13 protein-coding genes are annotated in these 16,740 nt (G+C 72.2%); 5 read left to right on the top strand and 8 right to left on the bottom strand.

Annotated features, from left to right (window positions below; genetic code table 11):
- Window positions 1–521: 521 nt before the first annotated feature.
- The 4 genes from HEP81_RS16565 to HEP81_RS16550 all read left to right on the top strand — a co-directional run bounded on the left by HEP81_RS16565 (window position 522) and on the right by HEP81_RS16550 (window position 4,959).
- Complete coding sequence (locus tag HEP81_RS16565; RefSeq protein WP_037658551.1) at window positions 522–1,532, top strand: polyprenyl synthetase family protein; 1,011 nt, start codon at window positions 522–524, stop codon at window positions 1,530–1,532.
- A 293-nt stretch (window positions 1,533–1,825) separates the two neighbouring features.
- Entirely contained in the window at window positions 1,826–3,067 is a 1,242-nt protein-coding gene (locus tag HEP81_RS16560) for a LolA family protein (protein WP_037658549.1), read from the top strand.
- A 46-nt stretch (window positions 3,068–3,113) separates the two neighbouring features.
- Window positions 3,114–4,097: an ABC transporter ATP-binding protein gene (locus HEP81_RS16555; protein ID WP_051850334.1), complete on the top strand. Its 984-nt coding sequence runs from the start codon at window positions 3,114–3,116 to the stop codon at window positions 4,095–4,097.
- Window positions 4,084–4,959: an ABC transporter permease gene (locus HEP81_RS16550; RefSeq protein ID WP_037658547.1), complete on the top strand. Its 876-nt coding sequence runs from the start codon at window positions 4,084–4,086 to the stop codon at window positions 4,957–4,959. The genes HEP81_RS16555 and HEP81_RS16550 overlap by 14 nt, the downstream gene beginning before the upstream one ends.
- On the opposite strand, the gene HEP81_RS16545 is transcribed toward HEP81_RS16550, so the two are convergent.
- Complete coding sequence (locus HEP81_RS16545; RefSeq protein WP_037658545.1) at window positions 4,949–6,067, bottom strand: amidase; 1,119 nt, start codon at window positions 6,065–6,067, stop codon at window positions 4,949–4,951. The two genes, HEP81_RS16550 and HEP81_RS16545, sit on opposite strands and share 11 nt — an antisense overlap.
- 196 nt (window positions 6,068–6,263) lie before the next feature.
- Between HEP81_RS16545 and HEP81_RS16540 the strand changes: the two genes are divergently transcribed.
- Window positions 6,264–7,559 carry a hypothetical protein gene (locus HEP81_RS16540; protein WP_063755253.1) on the top strand — a complete coding sequence of 432 codons (1,296 nt, stop codon included), beginning with the start codon at window positions 6,264–6,266 and terminating at the stop codon, window positions 7,557–7,559.
- A 27-nt stretch (window positions 7,560–7,586) separates the two neighbouring features.
- Here HEP81_RS16540 and rarD read toward each other — a convergent pair whose 3' ends face one another.
- The 7 genes from rarD to HEP81_RS16505 form a co-directional block, all read right to left on the bottom strand.
- On the bottom strand, window positions 7,587–8,573 hold the full coding sequence (rarD, locus tag HEP81_RS16535; RefSeq protein WP_051850333.1) for an EamA family transporter RarD: 987 nt from the start codon (window positions 8,571–8,573) through the stop codon (window positions 7,587–7,589).
- 140 nt (window positions 8,574–8,713) lie between these two features.
- The gene (locus HEP81_RS16530; protein ID WP_037658543.1) at window positions 8,714–9,568 is read right to left on the bottom strand and encodes an SDR family oxidoreductase; all 855 of its coding nucleotides are present in this window, start codon (window positions 9,566–9,568) and stop codon (window positions 8,714–8,716) included.
- 184 nt (window positions 9,569–9,752) lie between these two features.
- Window positions 9,753–10,814 carry a 2-oxoacid:ferredoxin oxidoreductase subunit beta gene (locus HEP81_RS16525; RefSeq protein ID WP_154822712.1) on the bottom strand — a complete coding sequence of 354 codons (1,062 nt, stop codon included), beginning with the start codon at window positions 10,812–10,814 and terminating at the stop codon, window positions 9,753–9,755.
- Window positions 10,807–12,735, bottom strand: coding sequence for a 2-oxoacid:acceptor oxidoreductase subunit alpha (locus tag HEP81_RS16520; protein ID WP_190276000.1), 1,929 nt, complete (start codon window positions 12,733–12,735; stop codon window positions 10,807–10,809). Before HEP81_RS16520 ends, HEP81_RS16525 begins: the two co-directional genes overlap by 8 nt.
- Before the next feature lie 273 nt (window positions 12,736–13,008).
- Window positions 13,009–13,668 carry a response regulator transcription factor gene (locus tag HEP81_RS16515; RefSeq protein ID WP_275939554.1) on the bottom strand — a complete coding sequence of 220 codons (660 nt, stop codon included), beginning with the start codon at window positions 13,666–13,668 and terminating at the stop codon, window positions 13,009–13,011.
- 199 nt (window positions 13,669–13,867) lie between these two features.
- Window positions 13,868–15,241: a sensor histidine kinase gene (locus HEP81_RS16510; protein ID WP_037663310.1), complete on the bottom strand. Its 1,374-nt coding sequence runs from the start codon at window positions 15,239–15,241 to the stop codon at window positions 13,868–13,870.
- 156 nt (window positions 15,242–15,397) lie between these two features.
- On the bottom strand, window positions 15,398–16,579 hold the full coding sequence (locus HEP81_RS16505) for a sensor histidine kinase (RefSeq protein WP_037663311.1): 1,182 nt from the start codon (window positions 16,577–16,579) through the stop codon (window positions 15,398–15,400).
- Between the last annotated feature and the right edge of the window lie 161 nt (window positions 16,580–16,740).

The raw sequence follows: 16,740 nt of genomic DNA, 5'->3' as shown, positions 1-16,740 counted from the left end.
GGATTAGGCGTCCGCCCGATGGCTCGGGAACGTATGCGAGAGCACATGCCGGGAACAAGCGCTGAATTGTTATATCGCGGCATTTGACCTTGATCACCACCCTATGGGGCACTTGATCCTTTGCGAATGCCAATGCTCAACTCGCTTGCGGCGCGCGGCGGGAGGAGGTGTCGGGGGGTCACCGGCGGGAAGTCGGCCAGGTGACCCAATTCACGAAATGGCAAACTATGGAAAATCGGGCATGGGGGATTCGTCCCTCGGTGGGGTGGGGTCGACACTCCGCCCATCCTCGGGGTTGCGATGAAGTTCCCGATTACCTGTTAAGTGGAAAATGTCCGTTGTCATCATCCGAGCGGAGGTATGCCGGTCATGATCCGATACCGCCCGGGCTGGACGGGTGGGTGCGGGGTGGGCGCTATCGGTGATCGAAACCGGACCGGATACGCTGACTTGAGTGATGGCAGCGACCTATCGACAAACCGCGTAATCGGCAGCAGACACCAGCAGACAGGAGACCCCTCGTGACCGTCGTCGGGCCGTTCGGGCTGAGCGTGCGGGACCAGGCTCTCGAAGCCGATGTCCAGGCCGGATTGGCGGCTGTCGAGGAAGGCCTGCTAGAGGCCACCAAGAGCGAGGTCCCGTTCATCACGGGGGCCGCGCAGCACCTCGTACGGGCCGGCGGGAAGCGTTTCAGGCCGCTGCTCGTGATGCTCGCGGCGCAGTTCGGCGACCCCTACGCGCCCGGAGTGGTGCCGTCGGCCGTGGTCGTGGAGCTGACCCATCTGGCCACGCTCTACCACGACGACGTCATGGACGAGGCCGCCGTACGCCGGGGCGTGGACAGCGCCAACACCCGCTGGGGCAACTCCGTCGCGGTCCTCACCGGCGACTTCCTCTTCGCCCGCGCCTCCCAGATCCTCGCCGACCTCGGCCCCGAGGCGGTCCGGGTCCAGGCCCTCGCGTTCGAACGACTGGTCACCGGCCAGATCCTGGAGACCGCGGGACCCACCGACGGCCGCGACCCGGTCGAGCACTACCTCGACGTCCTCGGCGGCAAGACCGGCTCGCTGGTCGCGGTGTCCTGCCGGTTCGGCGCGATGATGTCCGGCGCCGACGAGACGGTCGTGGACGTGCTCACCCAGTACGGCGAGCGGCTCGGCGTGGCCTTCCAGCTCGCCGACGACTACCTGGACATCGCCTCCGACTCCCATGAGTCGGGCAAGACCCCCGGCACCGATCTGCGCGAGGGCATCCCGACCCTGCCCGTGCTGCGGCTGCGCGAGCGGGCCGCCCGGCTCGGCCTGCCCGAGGACCTCGCCCTGTGCGAGCTGCTGGACTCCGACCTCGCCGACGACGCCCGGCACGCCGAGGCGCTGGCCGCGCTGCGCGCCCACCCCGCCCTGGAGCAGGCCCGTCGGGACACCCTGCGGTACGCGGAGGAGGCACGCGCCGCGCTCGCCCCGCTGCGGGAGTGCGATGCCAAGGTGGCGCTGACGGAGCTGTGCGACGCGGTGGTGCACCGGGCCGGGTGACCGCCCGTGTCCGTGCCCCGGACAACCACCCGTTCGGCGTCCACCAGGTGGCCCTACCCCGGGTTCCCGTCGCATCCTGCTGTCAGGGATGCGTTCGAACCCCTAGGGGTGCGCCCTACGTGTCATACCGCAGTCGTACGCCGAGTTGGCTCCGAGGGCTGACGACTCCTCACCGCGAATTTGGTCGTATGGACACCACGGACATCACCACTCCTCACCGATTCGGGTGAGAATGGCGGCTCGGGTGGACCAGCGTGAGGGCAGCCGCCGCCGACGACGGAGGTAAGGCACACATGGCACCGTACGAATCCGACGACGCAACGGGCGCCGCGCGGGACGAGGAGACACGCTCGGGCCGCCGCAAGGCCGCTCGGTACGCCGTCCCGGTCGCGGTGGTCGGGGTGGCAGCGGTCACCATCGGGCTGGTCCCGGCGCTCGCCGACTCCGGCGACCCGGACCTGCCCAAGGTCACGGCTCAGCAGCTCATCAACAAGATCGCCAAGTCGGATGTGCAGCAGCTGTCCGGCACCGTGAAGATCAGCACCGATCTGGGCCTGCCGGACCTCGGCGGCCTGGAGAGCGGCCTCGCCTCCGGCATGGCCCAGGGCTCCGGCGCGGGTTCCGGCTCCGCCGCCGATCCGAGCTCCCGGCTGACCGAACTGCTCTCCGGCACGCACACCCTGCGTGTCGCGGCCGACGGCCCGGACCGGCAGAAGCTCTCGCTCCTGGAGCAGGGCGCCGAGTACAGCGTCATCCATGACGGCAAGGACGTCTGGGGCTACGACAGCAAGAGCGACCAGGTCTCCCACGGCACCGCGCCCGCCGCCGGCAAGGACCGCACCGAGCCCCCGGCCACGCCCAAGGACTTCGCCGAGCAGGCGCTGAAGGCGGTGGACGACACCACCTCGGTGACCGTCGACGGCACCGCCCAGGTCGCCGGGCGCGACGCCTACAAGTTGCAGATCAAGCCCCGCCAGTCCGGCACCACGGTCGGCGCGATCAACATCGCCGTGGACGCGAAGACCGGCATGCCGCTGAAGTTCACCCTGACCCCGAGGAGCGGCGGCGCCGCCGTGCTCGACGCGGGCTTCACCCAGGTCTCCTTCGCCCGGCCCGCCGCCTCCACGTTCGCCTTCACCCCGCCCAAGGGCGCGAAGGTCACCGAGCGGCAGGACGGTTCGCTGAAGGACGGCGCGGGCAAGGGCGCGGAGCGGCCCGGCCCCGGCAAGGGCCTGGAGGGCACGGACGGCGCCAAGGGCCTCGAAGGCAAGGGCGCCCCCAAGGTGATCGGCAAGGGCTGGACGTCCATCGCCACCTTCGACTCCGGCGCCAAGGGCGGCCTGCCCACCGGCGACAAGGGCGGCGACCTCGGCGGCTTCCTCGGCTCGCTGGGCGACAAGGTCTCCGGGAAGTTCGGCAAGGGCACGGTCTTCTCCACCCGCCTGGTCAACGTCCTGATGACGGACGACGGCAAGGTCTACGCCGGCGCGGTCACCAAGGACACGCTGGTGAAGGCGGCGGACGCGGGCAAGTAGGCCGCATCCGCCGAGGGGAGCCGACGGGAGTCGAGGGGGGAAGCCGATGGACCCGGTACGGCCCGGGGCCGCGGACGGCGTGATCGGGCCAGGGGCCGCGGACGGCGTGATCGCCACCCGCGGCCTCACCAAGCGCTACCGGGGCGGGCAACTCGCCGTGGACGGTCTCGATCTGACCGTCCCGGCGGGCAGCGTCTTCGGCTTCCTCGGCCCGAACGGCTCCGGCAAGACCACCACCATCCGCATGCTGATGGGCCTGATCGAGCCGACCTCCGGCACGGCCCGCGTCCTGGGCCTGCCCATGCCGCGGGCCGCCCGGACGGTCCTGCCGCAGGTCGGCGCTCTCATCGAGGGTCCCGCCCTGTACGGCCATCTCTCCGGCCGGGACAATCTGCTGCGCCTGGACGCGGCCGACCCGACCGCCGACCCGCGCACCCGGGGCGCCCGGGTGGCCGCCGCCCTGGAGCGGGTGGGTCTCGCGGCGGCCGCGGGCAAGCGGGCGAAGGCGTACTCACTCGGCATGAAACAGCGCCTGGGCCTGGCCGCCGCGCTGCTGCGGCCGCGCCGGCTGCTGGTCCTGGACGAGCCGACCAACGGCCTGGACCCGCAGGGCATGCGCGAGATCCGCACCCTGATCAGGGAACTCGCCGCCGACGGCAGCACCGTCTTCCTCTCCTCCCACCTCCTCGACGAGATCGAGCAGGTGTGCACCCATGTGGCCGTGATGGCCCGCGGCCGGCTGCTCGCCCAGGGCGCCACGGCCGACCTCGCGGCGGGGGCGCGCGACCGTCTCGTGGTGACCACCCCGGACCCGGCGGAGGCGGCCCGGGTGCTGAAGGAGCAGGGCGCCGCCGATGTCACCGCCGACGGCGACCAGGTCACCGGCGAGCCGCCCGACCGCGACCTCGCCGAGGTGAACGCGGCCCTGGTCGCGGCGGGCGTACGGGTACGGGGGTTCACTCTCCGCCGGGCCTCCCTGGAGGACTCGTTCGTGGCGCTGACGGGGGAGGGTTTCGATGTCGCGCGCTGACACAGCGACCACGGCCGCCGCCGAGCGCGGGCCCCACCCCCTGTGGACCCTGGGCCTGCTGCGCAGCGAACTGCTCACCACGCTCCGCCGCTGGCGGGCGCTCGTCCTGCTCGGGGTGCTGGCGGCGGTGCCGGTGCTGATCGGGGTCGTGGTGAAGGTCCGGGCGGGCGGCGGCTCGTCCGGCGCGGCCGGGCCCGCCTTCCTCGGCCAGGTCACCGACAACGGCCTCTTCCTGGTGTGCACGGCGCTGGCCGCGACCCTCCCGTTCTTCCTGCCGATGGCGGTCGGCGTCGTCGCGGGCGACTCGATCGCGGGCGAGGCCGACGCGGGCACCCTGCGCTATCTCCTGGTGGCCCCGGCCGGCCGCACCCGTCTGCTGCTCGTCAAGTACGCGACGGTGGTGGCGTTCTGCCTGCTGGCCACGCTGGTGGTCGCCGCCTCCGCACTGCTGACCGGGGTACTGCTCTTCCCGGTCGGCGACCTGATGACCATCTCCGGTACGACCATCAGCTTCACCGACGGCCTGCTGCGGGCCCTGGTGATCGCGCTGGTGGTGGCCGCGTCCCTGATCGGCGTGGCGGCCCTCGGCCTCTTCGTCTCCACCCTGACCAGCAGCGGCATCGCGGCGATGGCGGCCACCGTCGGCCTGGTCGTCACCGCCCAGATCCTCGACCAGTTCCCCCAGTTGCACGCCGTACGGCCGTACCTCTTCTCCCACTACTGGCTGTCCTTCGCCGACCTGATGCGCGACCCCGTCTACTGGCACGACCTCGTCCGCGGCCTCGGCCTCCAGGCCCTGTACGCGGCGGTGTTCGGCTCGGCGGCATGGGCGCGGTTCACCACCAGGGACATCACCACCTAGCCGAACCGGCCACCGCCAGCAGCAGTTCCTCCCGCCCGCGCGCCGCCACCAACTGGAGCCCCACCGGGCAGCCGTCCCGGCCGAGCCCCGCGGGCAGGCTGAGCGCCGGGTGCCCGCTGAGGTTGAACGCCCAGGTGAGAGCGGTGGAGTAGCGGTCGCCCGGACCGTCGTGGCCATGGGCGGCACAGGGCGTGGTGGGGGTCATCAGGAGGTCTGCGCGGCGGAAGAGGGCGCCGAGCCTGCGGTCGTTGACGGCGCGGACGCGGGCGGCCGTACCGAGGTCGCCGCCGTCGCGCAGGGCGAGCCAGGCGGGGCCCGGGTCTTCGAGGCGGAGGGGCCTGCCGGGCGGCAGAAGGCGTACGGCTCCCGCGTCCGCGAGCCGGTGGGCGGCGGCGCGGGCGAGCGCGACCGGCTCGGAGTCGGGGCCGGCGAAACCGAGGCCGGCGGACCACAGGGCGGTGGGCGTACGGCGCTCACCGCCGCCGGGTGTCTCGGCCGGGCCGGCCATCGCCCGCCAGTACGCCTCCGCGTCCGCCACGCACCGGGTCAGCACACCGGGCGCCGCGAGCCCCGTGCGGTCGGCGGAGGGGAGCCGCCCGTTGGTCGCCTTCAGCCCGACCACCCCGCACCACGCGGCCGGGATCCGCACCGAGCCCGCCCCGTCGCTGCCGGTGGCAAGCGGCACCAGCCCGGCGGCCACGGCGGCGGCGGAACCCGCCGAGGAACCGCCGGGCGTGCGGTCGTACCGCCAGGGGTTGACCGTACGGCCGTACCGCCCAAGTCCCCATGTCTGCCAGGCGGTTCCGGGCCCCGGCACGGCGGTGGCCCCCACCGGGACGCACCCGGCGGCGATCAGCGGCCCCGCCCCGCGGGGCCCCCGCCGGCCCTTCACCCCGATCGGCACCCCGGCCAGCGGCAGGTGTTCCCCCGCCGCGATCCGCTCGTCCACCGCCCGCGCGCCCCGCAGCGCCGCCTCCTCCCACACCTCCGCGAAGGCGCACAGCACCGGGTCGACGCGCTCGATCCGCGCCAGCGCGGCCGTGACCGCCTCGACGGCCGTGGACGCGCCGGAGCGCACGGCCGCGGCGATCTCCCGAGCGCTCGTCATGGTGCCGTCTCTCCCCCTGGTTGGCGTCGTTGAACAGCACATCCGCGACCGCCGTCGCGGTTCCCTGCCGGGCCCCGCGAGCCGTTGGGACGAGGCTGTGACGTCGGCGTGACGCGGAGGCGGGCATGGAACGGACACACTGGTGCGCAGGACGCGTGCGGCCGGTGCGCGGCGCGGGGGAGTGAGGGAAGGACCGATGGCGCGACTGAGCTTCGAGAAGAAGCGGGTGCCGGGACCCGTGGCGCACCCGGCGGCGGTGCCCGTCCGGGTGTACGGCGCGGGCGGCGCGTCCGTGGGCGGAGCGGCGGTCGTGGCGGCACCGGGCGAGGAGATCCAGCAGGCCGTCCTGAACCACCTCCAGCGCCTCGCCATCAGCCTCGGCACCCCCATACGGGCCACTGTCCAGGACGACCGCGCCGGCTGCGTCGTCCCGCTGGAGGTGTCGGCGGACGGCTCCAGCCGGGTCACCGGCAAGGCCGTCCGGGTCGCTCAGCCCGAGGCACCGGAATTCCTCCGGACCCCGAGGGGCGAGTTCGGCCCGGCGCCGGTCATGGGGGCGGCGGTGTCGGTGCCGGGTGCGCCGGCGTCGTCGGGCGAAGGCGGGTCCGAGGGGGAGACCGGGGCCAGGGCAGGAGTTGTGGCTGGGGCCGCGGCCGGAGCTGGGGACGGGGTCGAGCCTGTGACCGGTGCGCCCGGGGCCGCCGTGGCTTCCGGCGCGCCTGCCGTGGACGTCCCGGCGCCGGTCGTGGACGCCTCCGCGCCGGTCGGGCACGTTCCGGCTCCCGCCGTAGATGCTCCCGCGCCCCTCGTGGTCGCTCCCGCGCCCGTCGTGAGTGCCCCCCGGCCGCTCACCGCCACGCCCGCGCCCGCGCCGAGGGTCTCCGAGACCACCACCGGCTGGCCCACCGAGTCCGTCCCCGCGACCACCGCCACCCCCACCCCGCCCCGCGGCTTCGACGCCGTGGCCGAAGAGGTGCTCGGGGACGGCCCGGTCACCGTGACCGTGGAGGGGGCCGAACTGCTCACCGAGCCGATGACGCGGATCAACGAGGCCGTGCGCGCGGGCCGGATCGAGGACGCCGCGGAACTCGTCGAGCACACGGTCGAGGAAGCCGTCACCGTCCTCGGCGCCGATCACGCCGAGGTGCTGCACCTGCGCGAACTGGCCGCCTACATCGCCTACCTGGCGGGCGAACCGGTGCGCGCCTGCCGGCTCTCCCTGGACCTGGCCGGGCTGCGCCGCACCGCGCGGGACGCGGACGCGGCCTACGGCAATGTGCAGAGCGCCGCGACCGCCTGGCGTGCCGTACGGGACCCGGAGGAGGGGCTGCGGCTCGGCCGGGACCTGATAGACCTCTGGGCCGACCTCGCCGCCGAACCGGGCCCCGCCGCCGACGACCCCCGCCCCCTGGAATCCGCCCGCGCCCGCATGCTGCGCCTCACCGACCGGGCCTCCCGGGCCGCGCGGACGGCCGAGCACGGAGCGGCGTGACCGCTCCGCGCACGGCTGCGGAAACGATCAGGCGTCGACCGAGGCCCCGCCCGGAGCCTCGGTACGGGGCGCGCCGAGCCGGGCCTGCGCGGCCTTCGACTCCAGGGCGGCCAGGGTCTTCCTCGACCGGCGTGCCGAGTGCAGGGCGCTGCCCGTGAGCAGCAGCAGGGCCACCCACACCAGGGCGAAACCGGCCCAGCGCTCGGGCGGCATGGCCTCGTGGAAGTAGAGGATGCCCAGCAGGAACTGGAAGACCGGGGCCAGGTACTGGAGCAGGCCGAGCGTGGACAGCGGCACGCGGATCGCCGCCGCGCCGAAGCAGACCAGAGGCAGAGCGGTGACGACACCGGTGGAGGCGAGCAGCGCCCCGTGCCCCGCGCCCTCGGTCGTGAAGGTCGACTGCCCCTGCGCGCCGAGCCAGAGCAGATAGCCGAGCGCGGGCAGGAACTGGATCGCGGTCTCGGCGGCCAGTGACTCGACGCCGCCGAGCCCCACCTTCTTCTTCACCAGCCCGTAGGTCGCGAAGCTGAACGCGAGGCAGAGCGAGATCCACGGCGGGCGGCCGTAGCCGACGGTCAGGACGACGACCGCGGCGAACCCCGTCGCCACCGCCACCCATTGCAGAGGCCGCAGCCGCTCCTTCAGCAGCAGCACGCCCATGGCGATGGTGACCAGCGGATTGATGAAGTACCCGAGAGACGCCTCCACCACATGGCCGGCGTTCACGGCCCAGATGTACACGCCCCAGTTGACGGTGATCACCGCGGCGGCCACGACCACCAGCGCCAGCCGGCGTGGCCGGCGCAGCAGTTCACCGGCCCAGGCCCAGCGCCGTACGAACAGCAGGGCCCCGGCGACGAAGAACAGCGACCACACCATCCGGTGGGCGAGGATCTCCATCGCCCCGGCGGGCTTCATCAGCGGCCAGAACAGGGGGACCAGGCCCCACATGCCGTAGGCGGCGAAACCGTTCAGCAGACCTATGCGGTGCTCACCCTTGGGCGTCTCGGGCACGGGCCCTCCCTCCGCTTCTCCTGCGCCGACGTGCGCGCGGGCACGAAGGTAACGCCGCGCGCCCCCGGCTGTCATGTCCGTATCGCCATACGGTCATGACAGCCGGGGGCGCGCAGAGGAAGGCGCAGGTCAGGCGCCGGTCAGCCCTTGAACGCGGCCTCGACGGCCTGGGCCAGCGGGGTCGTCGGGCGGCCGATCAGCCGGGAGAGGTCGCCGGAGTCGACCACCAGCTCGCCTCGTTCGATCGAGGTGTCCACCCCGGCGAGGACGGCGGCCAGCGGCTCGGGCAGCCCGGCGCCGACGAGGATGCCCGCCATCACCTCTTCGGTGACCGCGTTGTAGACGATCTCCCGGCCCGCCGCACGGCTCAGCTCGGCCGCGTACTCGGCGAAGCTCCACGCCTCGTCGCCGCCCAGCTCGTACGTCCGGTTCTCGTGGCCCTCGCCGGTCAGCACCGCGACCGCGGCGGCCGCGTAGTCGGCACGGGCGGCCGAGGAGACCCGGCCCTCGCCGGCCGCGGCCACCACGGCACCGTGCTCCAGCACCGGGGCGAGCTGCTCGGTGTAGTTCTCGTGGTACCAGCCGTTGCGCAGCAGCGTGTACGGCAGGCCGGAGGCGAGCAGCACCTTCTCGGTGGCCCGGTGGTCGTCGGCCAGCGTGGCCTTCAGGCTGCCCGGGGCGCTGGTGTACACGAGCAGCGCGGCACCCGCCGCCTTCGCCGCCTCGATCACCACGGTGTGCTGCCGCACCCGGTCGTTGGCGAACTCGTTGCCCGAGATCAGCAGAACCTTGTCGCCCGCGGCGAACAGGGTGTCGAAGGTCTCGGGGGCGTTGTAGTCGGCGACGGCCAGCCGGACGCCGCGCGCCGCGAGGTCCGCGGCCTTCTTCTCGTCGCGTACGACGGCGGTGATCTGCTCCGCCGGAACCTTCTCCAGCAGCTGCTCCACGACGTGTCGGCCGAGGTGTCCGGTGGCTCCGGTGACGACGATGCTCATGGTCTCTGACACTCCTTGCGAGGGGGCTAGGGCACTAACCATACGGCTAGCGCTAACTAAAAGAAAGTGCGCCCCTCGTTCGGACACCGTCCGGGCAGCGTCCGGGCATGCGAAGAGGCCCGGGAACGGTCGTCCCGGGCCTCGTGAAGCAGTGTGTCGGTATCGGCGGTATCGACGGATGGCGTCAGCCGACGACCGTCCAGGTGTCGCCGCCCGCGAGCAGCGCGCCCAGGTCGCCCTTGCCCTGCTGCTCGATCGCGGTGTCCAGCTGCTCGGTCATCTGCTCGTCGTAGACCGGCCGTTCGACCGAGCGGAAGACCCCGATCGGGGTGTGGTGCAAGGTGTCCGGATCGGCGAGCCGGGAGAGGGCGAAGGCGGTGGTCGGGGACGCGGCACCGGCGTCGTGGACCAGCAGCTCCGCCTCGTTCTCCGGGGTCACGGTGACCACCTCCAGATCACCGGTCCGCCGGTCGCGTACGACACCGCGCGCTCCCTCGGCGCCGAAGCGGATCGGTTGTCCGTGTTCCAGCCGGATGACGGTTTCCTCGGCCTGCTGCCGGTCCTTGAGGGCGTCGAAGGCGCCGTCGTTGAAGATGTTGCAGTTCTGGTAGATCTCCACCAGTGCGGTGCCCGGGTGTTCGGCGGCGGCGCGCAGGACCTCGGTGAGGTGTTTGCGGTCGGAGTCGATGGTCCGGGCCACGAAGGACGCCTCCGCGCCGATCGCCAGCGACACCGGGTTGAACGGCGCGTCGAGTGAGCCCATCGGGGTCGACTTGGTGACCTTGCCGACCTCGGAGGTGGGCGAGTACTGGCCCTTGGTCAGACCGTAGATCCGGTTGTTGAACAGCAGGATCTTCAGGTTCACATTGCGGCGCAGGGCGTGGATGAGGTGGTTGCCGCCGATGGACAGCGCGTCGCCGTCACCGGTGACGACCCACACGCTGAGGTCGCGTCTGCTGGTGGCGAGGCCGGTGGCGATGGCCGGGGCGCGGCCGTGGATGGAGTGCATCCCGTAGGTGTTCATGTAGTACGGGAAGCGGGAGGAGCAGCCGATGCCGGAGACGAAGACGATGTTCTCCCTGGCCAGCCCCAGTTCCGGCATGAAGCCCTGGACGGCGGCGAGGATCGCGTAGTCGCCGCAGCCCGGGCACCAGCGCACCTCCTGGTCCGACTTGAAGTCCTTCATCGACTGCCTGGCCTCGGCCCTGGGCACCAGCTGGAGCAGTCCGTTGCCGATGTCAGTCATCGATGGCCTCCTTCAGTGCCGTGGCGAGCTGCTCCGCCTTGAACGGCATGCCGTTGACCTGGTTGTACGAGTGGGCGTCGACCAGGTACTTCGCCCGGATCAAGGTGGCCAGCTGCCCCAGGTTCATCTCCGGGACCACGACCTTGTCGTAGCGCGCGAGGACCTCGCCGAGATTGCGCGGGAAGGGGTTGAGGTGACGCAGATGAGCCTGCGCGATCGCGTCACCGGCCCCGCGCAGGCGTCGTACCGCAGCGGTGATCGGGCCGTACGTCGACCCCCAGCCCAGCACCAGAATGGCGGCGCCGTGCGGGTCGTCGACCTCCAGGTCCGGGACCTCGATGCCGTCGATCCTGGCCTGCCGGGTACGGACCATGAAGTCGTGGTTGGCCGGGTCGTAGGAGATGTTGCCCGTGCCGTCCTGCTTCTCGATACCACCGATGCGGTGCTCCAGACCCGGCGTGCCCGGCACCGCCCAGGGCCGGGCCAGGGTCCGCGGATCGCGTTTGTACGGCCAGAAGACCTCGGTGCCGTCATCCAGGGTGTGGTTGGGGCCGGAGGCGAACTGGACCCTGAGGTCCGGCAGTTCCTCCAGGTCCGGGATGCGCCACGGCTCCGACCCGTTCGCCAGGTAGCCGTCCGACAGCAGCATCACCGGGGTGCGGTACGTCAGCGCGATCCGTGCCGCCTCCAGGGCCGCGTCGAAGCAGTCCGCCGGGGTCTTCGGCGCGACGATCGGCACCGGCGCCTCACCGTTGCGCCCGTACATCGCCTGGAGCAGGTCCGCCTGCTCGGTCTTGGTCGGCAGACCCGTGGACGGACCGCCCCGCTGGATGTCCACCACCAGCAACGGCAGCTCCAAAGACACCGCCAGACCGATCGTCTCCGACTTCAGCGCCACACCGGGCCCGGAGGTGGTCGTCACCGCGAGCGAGCCCCCGAAGGCCGCGCCCAGCGCCGCGCCGATGCCCGCGATCTCGTCCTCCGCCTGGAAGGTCCGCACCCCGAAGTTCTTGTGCCTGCTCAGCTCGTGCAGGATGTCCGACGCCGGCGTGATGGGGTACGAGCCCAGGAACAGCGGCAGGTCCGCCTGCCGGGACGCGCTGATCAGACCGTAGGCCAGGGCGAGGTTGCCGGAGATGTTGCGGTAGGTGCCGGTGGGGAAGGCCTTGGCCGCCGGGGCGACCTCGTAGGAGACCGCGAAGTCCTCGGTCGTCTCGCCGAAGTTCCAGCCCGCCCGGAACGCGGCGATGTTCGCCGCCATGATCTCCGGCTTCTTCGCGAACTTCGCCCTCAGGAACTTCTCCGTGCCCTCCGTCGGCCGGTGGTACATCCACGACAGCAGCCCGAGGGCGAACATGTTCTTGCTGCGCTCGGCCTCCTTGCGGGAGAGGTCGAACTCCTTGAGGGACTCCACCGTCAGAGTGGTCAGTGGCACCGGGTGGAGGCCGTAGGCGTCGAGCGAGCCGTCCTCCAGCGGCGAGGCGTCGTAGCCCACCTTCTGAAGGGCCCGCTTGGTGAACTCGTCCGTGTTCACGATGATCTCGGCGCCGCGCGGCAGATCGCCGATGTTGGCCTTCAGGGCCGCCGGGTTCATCGCGACCAGGACGTTCGGCGCGTCGCCCGGGGTGAGGATGTCGTGGTCGGCGAAATGCAGCTGGAACGAGGAGACACCGGGCAGGGTCCCGGCAGGAGCCCGGATCTCGGCGGGGAAGTTCGGCAGGGTGGAGAGGTCGTTGCCGAAGGAAGCGGTCTCCGAGGTGAATCGGTCTCCGGTGAGCTGCATGCCGTCACCCGAGTCCCCCGCGAACCGGATGATCACCCGGTCCAGGCGGCGCACGTCCTTCGTGCCGCCCGGTTTGCGCTGCTCCCCGACGGCTGATCCGTCGGCCTGCTCCGTTGGGCTGCTGACCTGGCTGGTCACTGAACTGGACCTCCTTCGAGGCGGCTGTCCGGGGCGTGGTCGTCCCACGGACCATCCCAGGATCAACCCTACGTCGGTTAGGGTCGCCTTCCCGTGGTCATCCGAAGATTCGGATGACGTTTCGAGTCGGCGTGTAGCGCTGACATGTCAGGGCTTCCTTCCCCGGTTGGCCCCTCCGCTCTCCTGCCGGGCACCCCTCATTCCCACGGAAGCCGCATCCTCTGACACACCCCTGACGCGGAGGCCCGCCCACAGCCTCTTGAAGGCGTCCGGTCAGGAGTTCAGATAGGTCAGCACCGCCAGCACCCGCCGGTGGTCCCCGTCGCTCGGCGACAGCCCGAGCTTGAGGAAGATGTTGCTGACGTGCTTCTCCACCGCGCCGTCGCTGACCACCAGTTGCCGGGCGATCGCCGAGTTCGTCCGTCCCTCCGCCATCAGTGCCAGCACCTCGCGCTCGCGCGGGGTGAGCCGGGCCAGCACGTCCTGCTTGCGGCTGCGGCCCAGCAGCTGTGTGACCACCTCCGGGTCCAGCGCCGTACCGCCCTCGGCGACCCGCACCACCGCGTCCACGAACTCCCGGACGTCCGCCACCCGGTCCTTGAGCAGATAGCCCACGCCCCGGGTGGAACCGGCCAGCAGCTCGGTCGCGTACCGCTCCTCCACGTACTGCGACAGCACCAGCACCCCGAGCCCGGGATGCGCCTTGCGCAGGGACACGGCCGCCCGCACCCCCTCGTCCGTGTGCGTCGGCGGCATCCGCACGTCCGCCACCACCACATCGGGCAGCGCGCCCGTGCCGGCCAGATCGGCGATGGTCTTCATCAGCGCCTCCGCGTCACCGACCCCGGCCACCACCTCGTGTCCCCGGTCGGTCAGCAGCCGGGTCAGACCCTCCCGGAGCAGCACCGAATCCTCGGCGATCACCACCCGCACCCTGTCCTCCACGATCCTTCGCCCCCGTCATGCGCGGTCCCGTGGCGACGCCCATGAGGGGCGCGCCTTCGTACGAGGACCAAGCATTCCAGGAATCGGCACACAGCGTGCGATGCCTGTGGACAACTGGGTCGAGTGCCGGTATATCCGCTGGTCAGACGCTAGTTGGCTGGTGGTCGGCCGCCCCGGCCGCCGTCGGTCAGCCGCGCCAGGGGAGTTCCGCTATCACCCGCGTCGGACCGCCCGCGGGGGAGTCCACCAGCAGGATGCCGTCCACCGCGTCCAGCCGGCCCCTGAGGCCCGCGAGGCCCGAGCCGGCGGAGGCGTCCGCGCCGCCCGCCCCGTCGTCGGTCACCTGGAGCATCAGCCGGTCCTCCGAGTGCCACACATCGACCGAGGCGGAGCGCGCTCCGCTGTGCTTGGCGACGTTCTGGAGCAGCTCGCAGACCGTGAAGTAGGCGATGCCCTCGATGGCAGGCGCCGGGCGGGACGGCAGGTCGACCTCCACCCGGACCGGCACCGTGCACCGGGCCGCCACCGCCGAAAGCGCCGCGTCCAGACCTCGGTCGGTCAGTACCGCCGGGTGGATGCCCCGGGCCAGATCGCGCAGCTCCTGGAGCGCCGTCTTCACCTCGCCGTGCGCGTCCTCCACCATGCGCGCCGCCGCCTGCGGGTCCTCCCGCATCTTCTCCTTCGCCAGCCCCAGGTCCATCGCCAGACCGACCAGCCGGGCCTGCGCGCCGTCGTGCAGATCGCGCTCGATGCGGCGCAGGTCGGCGGCGGCCGTGTCCACCACGACGCCCCGGTCCGACTCCAGCTCCACGACCCGCTCCGACAGCAGGGAGGGGCCGAGCAGCCCGCGCACCAGCAGCCCGTCCACCGTCGTCAGGGCGCGCACCAGCCAGGGCGTGGCCAGCGTGAACAGCAGCCCGACCAGCGCGGTCACGGTGATCTCGAAGGGGTTGTCCAGATAGATGCGGTGGTGCTCGTCGCCGTACAGCTGAAGGCCGCCCTCACCCGCGTACGTCGGGAAGACCCAGAACCACAGGGGGTAGGTCAGCAGGGTCAGGCTCAGCGTCCACAGGGTCACCGTGACCGTGAAGGTGAAGAGCGCCCAGGGGAACTGGACCAGGGAGTACAGCAGGCTCCGCCAGGAGGCGCCGCTCTTGAGGACCGCGCCCATCCAGGCCAGCGCGCCCGGCTTGGTCACCCGCAGCGGCTCCGGGCCGGGCACGTCCACGCCCAGCAGCGCCCGCGCCCGCACCCGCTCCAGCGCGCCGAAGCCCCGGGAGCCGGCCAGCGCCGCCGCGAGGACGGGGACACCGAGGAAGGTCACCAGCAGGCCCGCGCCCAGCGACACCATCGTCACCGTCCAGGTGAACAGCGCGATCGCGATCGGCAGGCTGAGCAGGACGTAGCCCAGCTCCCGCCAGGTGCGGCCCTCGAACGGGGCCCGCAGCGCGGCGGGGAGCCGGGGGCGGCGGCCGGGGCGCGGGCCGTATCCGTACCGCCCCTCGTCGTCGCCGGTGTCGTAGCCCTGGCCGTACCCGCCGTGTCCGTACTGAGTGGCCATCGATGTCGTCCCGTTCTCCTCGTCCAGCCGGCGGTTCAGCCGTACCTCAAGAGTCGTGTGCCGGGGCCCTCGGGACCATGGAGTCCGTCGGCGTCCTGAACCGGGGGTTTTCCCCACCCCCGTCGGCCCGGCGGGCGTCCCGAGCCGTCCGGGCGGCTACTTCTCCCGGTCCCGCCACGGCAGTTCGGCCGTGACCTCCGTCGGGCCGCCGACCGGGGAGTCGACCACGAACAGGCCGTCCACCGCGCCCAGCCGGTCCGCGAGACCCCGCATCCCGGTGCCGCCGTCCAGGGCGGCGCCGCCCCGGCCGTCGTCGTGGACCTGGATCAGCAGCCGGTCCGCGGTCCGCCACACGTCCACCGACGCGGAGCGGGCCGCGCTGTGCTTGCTGACGTTCTGGAGCAGCTCGGAGACGGTGAAGTAGGCGATGCCCTCGATGGCCGCGGCGGGGCGGTCCGCGAGGTCCACGGTCACCTTGACCGGAACCGTGCAGCGGGCGGCGACCGAGGACAGGGCGGCGTCCAGGCCGCGGTCCGTGAGCACCGCCGGGTGGATGCCCCGGGCCAGATCGCGCAGCTCCTGGAGGGCCAGCTTCACCTCGCCGTGCGCCTCCGCCACCATCTCCGCCGCCGTGTCCGGGTCCTCCAGCAACTTCTCCTTGGCCAGGCCGAGCCCCATGGCCAGATTGACCAGCCGGGCCTGCGCGCCGTCGTGCAGATCGCGCTCGATGCGGCGCAGGTCGGCGGCGGCCGTGTCCACCACGACACCGCGGTCCGACTCCAGCTCCGCTATTCGGCGCTCCAGTTCGTCGGAGGGGGAGAGCAGGGCGCGCACCATCGCCCGGTCCACGTTCGCCAGTCCTCTGGCGAGGTAGGGCAGCAGGGGCCACAGCACGAACAGCGAGGTCAGCACCGTGCAGAAGGTGAGGATGCCCCAGGGCAGCCGGATCACGTCGTAGAGCAGAGTGCGCCAGCCCACCGGGTCCTTCAGCGCCATCCACGCCCGCTGGAACAGGCCCCCGCCGCGGGCGAGCGGCAGCGGCGACGGCTCCTCCACCCGGACCCCGAGCAGCGCCCTGGCCCGCGCCCGCTCCAGCTTCCCCAGCTGCCGGGCGCCCAGCAGGGACAGCGCCAGCAGCGGCAGGCCGATCACGGTGACGGCGAGGCCGCCGCCGACGGACAGCACGGTGATCGCGTAGACGAAGCCGAACACCGTGGTCGGCAGGTTCAGCAGGAGGTGCGCGATCTCCTTCCAGGTGTGGATGTCGTAGGCCGGCCTCGGAGGCGGGAAGCCGTCGGTGCCGTCGGGCCGGCCGGCGGCGGAGCTGGGAGCGGTCATACCGGACAGCCTGCCGAATGCGGCACCTTCCGCGCCATGCGGTACACCGCCCTCCACTCACGGGGGAAAACCCCACCCCGGCCCCCATCCCCGGACTCACCCCCGGTCTTCCGGGGCGTCCCGGGGCGTGACTGCCTGCTTACCGCTTCTTTATCAGGGCC

It is taken from the genome of Streptomyces griseofuscus (assembly GCF_014673495.1).
Lineage (GTDB): Bacteria > Actinomycetota > Actinomycetes > Streptomycetales > Streptomycetaceae > Streptomyces > Streptomyces murinus.
Note: the sequence above shows the minus strand (reverse complement) of the source record. Positions and strands in the feature narration are given on the sequence as shown.

What these genes read in the sequence shown, in the direction of transcription:
- HEP81_RS16505 (WP_037663311.1), bottom strand. Translation starts at nt 16,579, where the DNA reads ATGACCGCTCCCAGCTCCGCCGCCGGCCGGCCCGACGGCACCGACGGC.
- HEP81_RS16560 (WP_037658549.1), top strand. Translation starts at nt 1,826, where the DNA reads ATGGCACCGTACGAATCCGACGACGCAACGGGCGCCGCGCGGGACGAG.
- HEP81_RS16555 (WP_051850334.1), top strand. Translation starts at nt 3,114, where the DNA reads ATGGACCCGGTACGGCCCGGGGCCGCGGACGGCGTGATCGGGCCAGGG.
- HEP81_RS16510 (WP_037663310.1), bottom strand. Translation starts at nt 15,241, where the DNA reads ATGGCCACTCAGTACGGACACGGCGGGTACGGCCAGGGCTACGACACC.
- HEP81_RS16540 (WP_063755253.1), top strand. Translation starts at nt 6,264, where the DNA reads ATGGCGCGACTGAGCTTCGAGAAGAAGCGGGTGCCGGGACCCGTGGCG.
- HEP81_RS16525 (WP_154822712.1), bottom strand. Translation starts at nt 10,814, where the DNA reads ATGACTGACATCGGCAACGGACTGCTCCAGCTGGTGCCCAGGGCCGAG.
- HEP81_RS16545 (WP_037658545.1), bottom strand. Translation starts at nt 6,067, where the DNA reads ATGACGAGCGCTCGGGAGATCGCCGCGGCCGTGCGCTCCGGCGCGTCC.
- HEP81_RS16550 (WP_037658547.1), top strand. Translation starts at nt 4,084, where the DNA reads ATGTCGCGCGCTGACACAGCGACCACGGCCGCCGCCGAGCGCGGGCCC.
- HEP81_RS16530 (WP_037658543.1), bottom strand. Translation starts at nt 9,568, where the DNA reads ATGAGCATCGTCGTCACCGGAGCCACCGGACACCTCGGCCGACACGTC.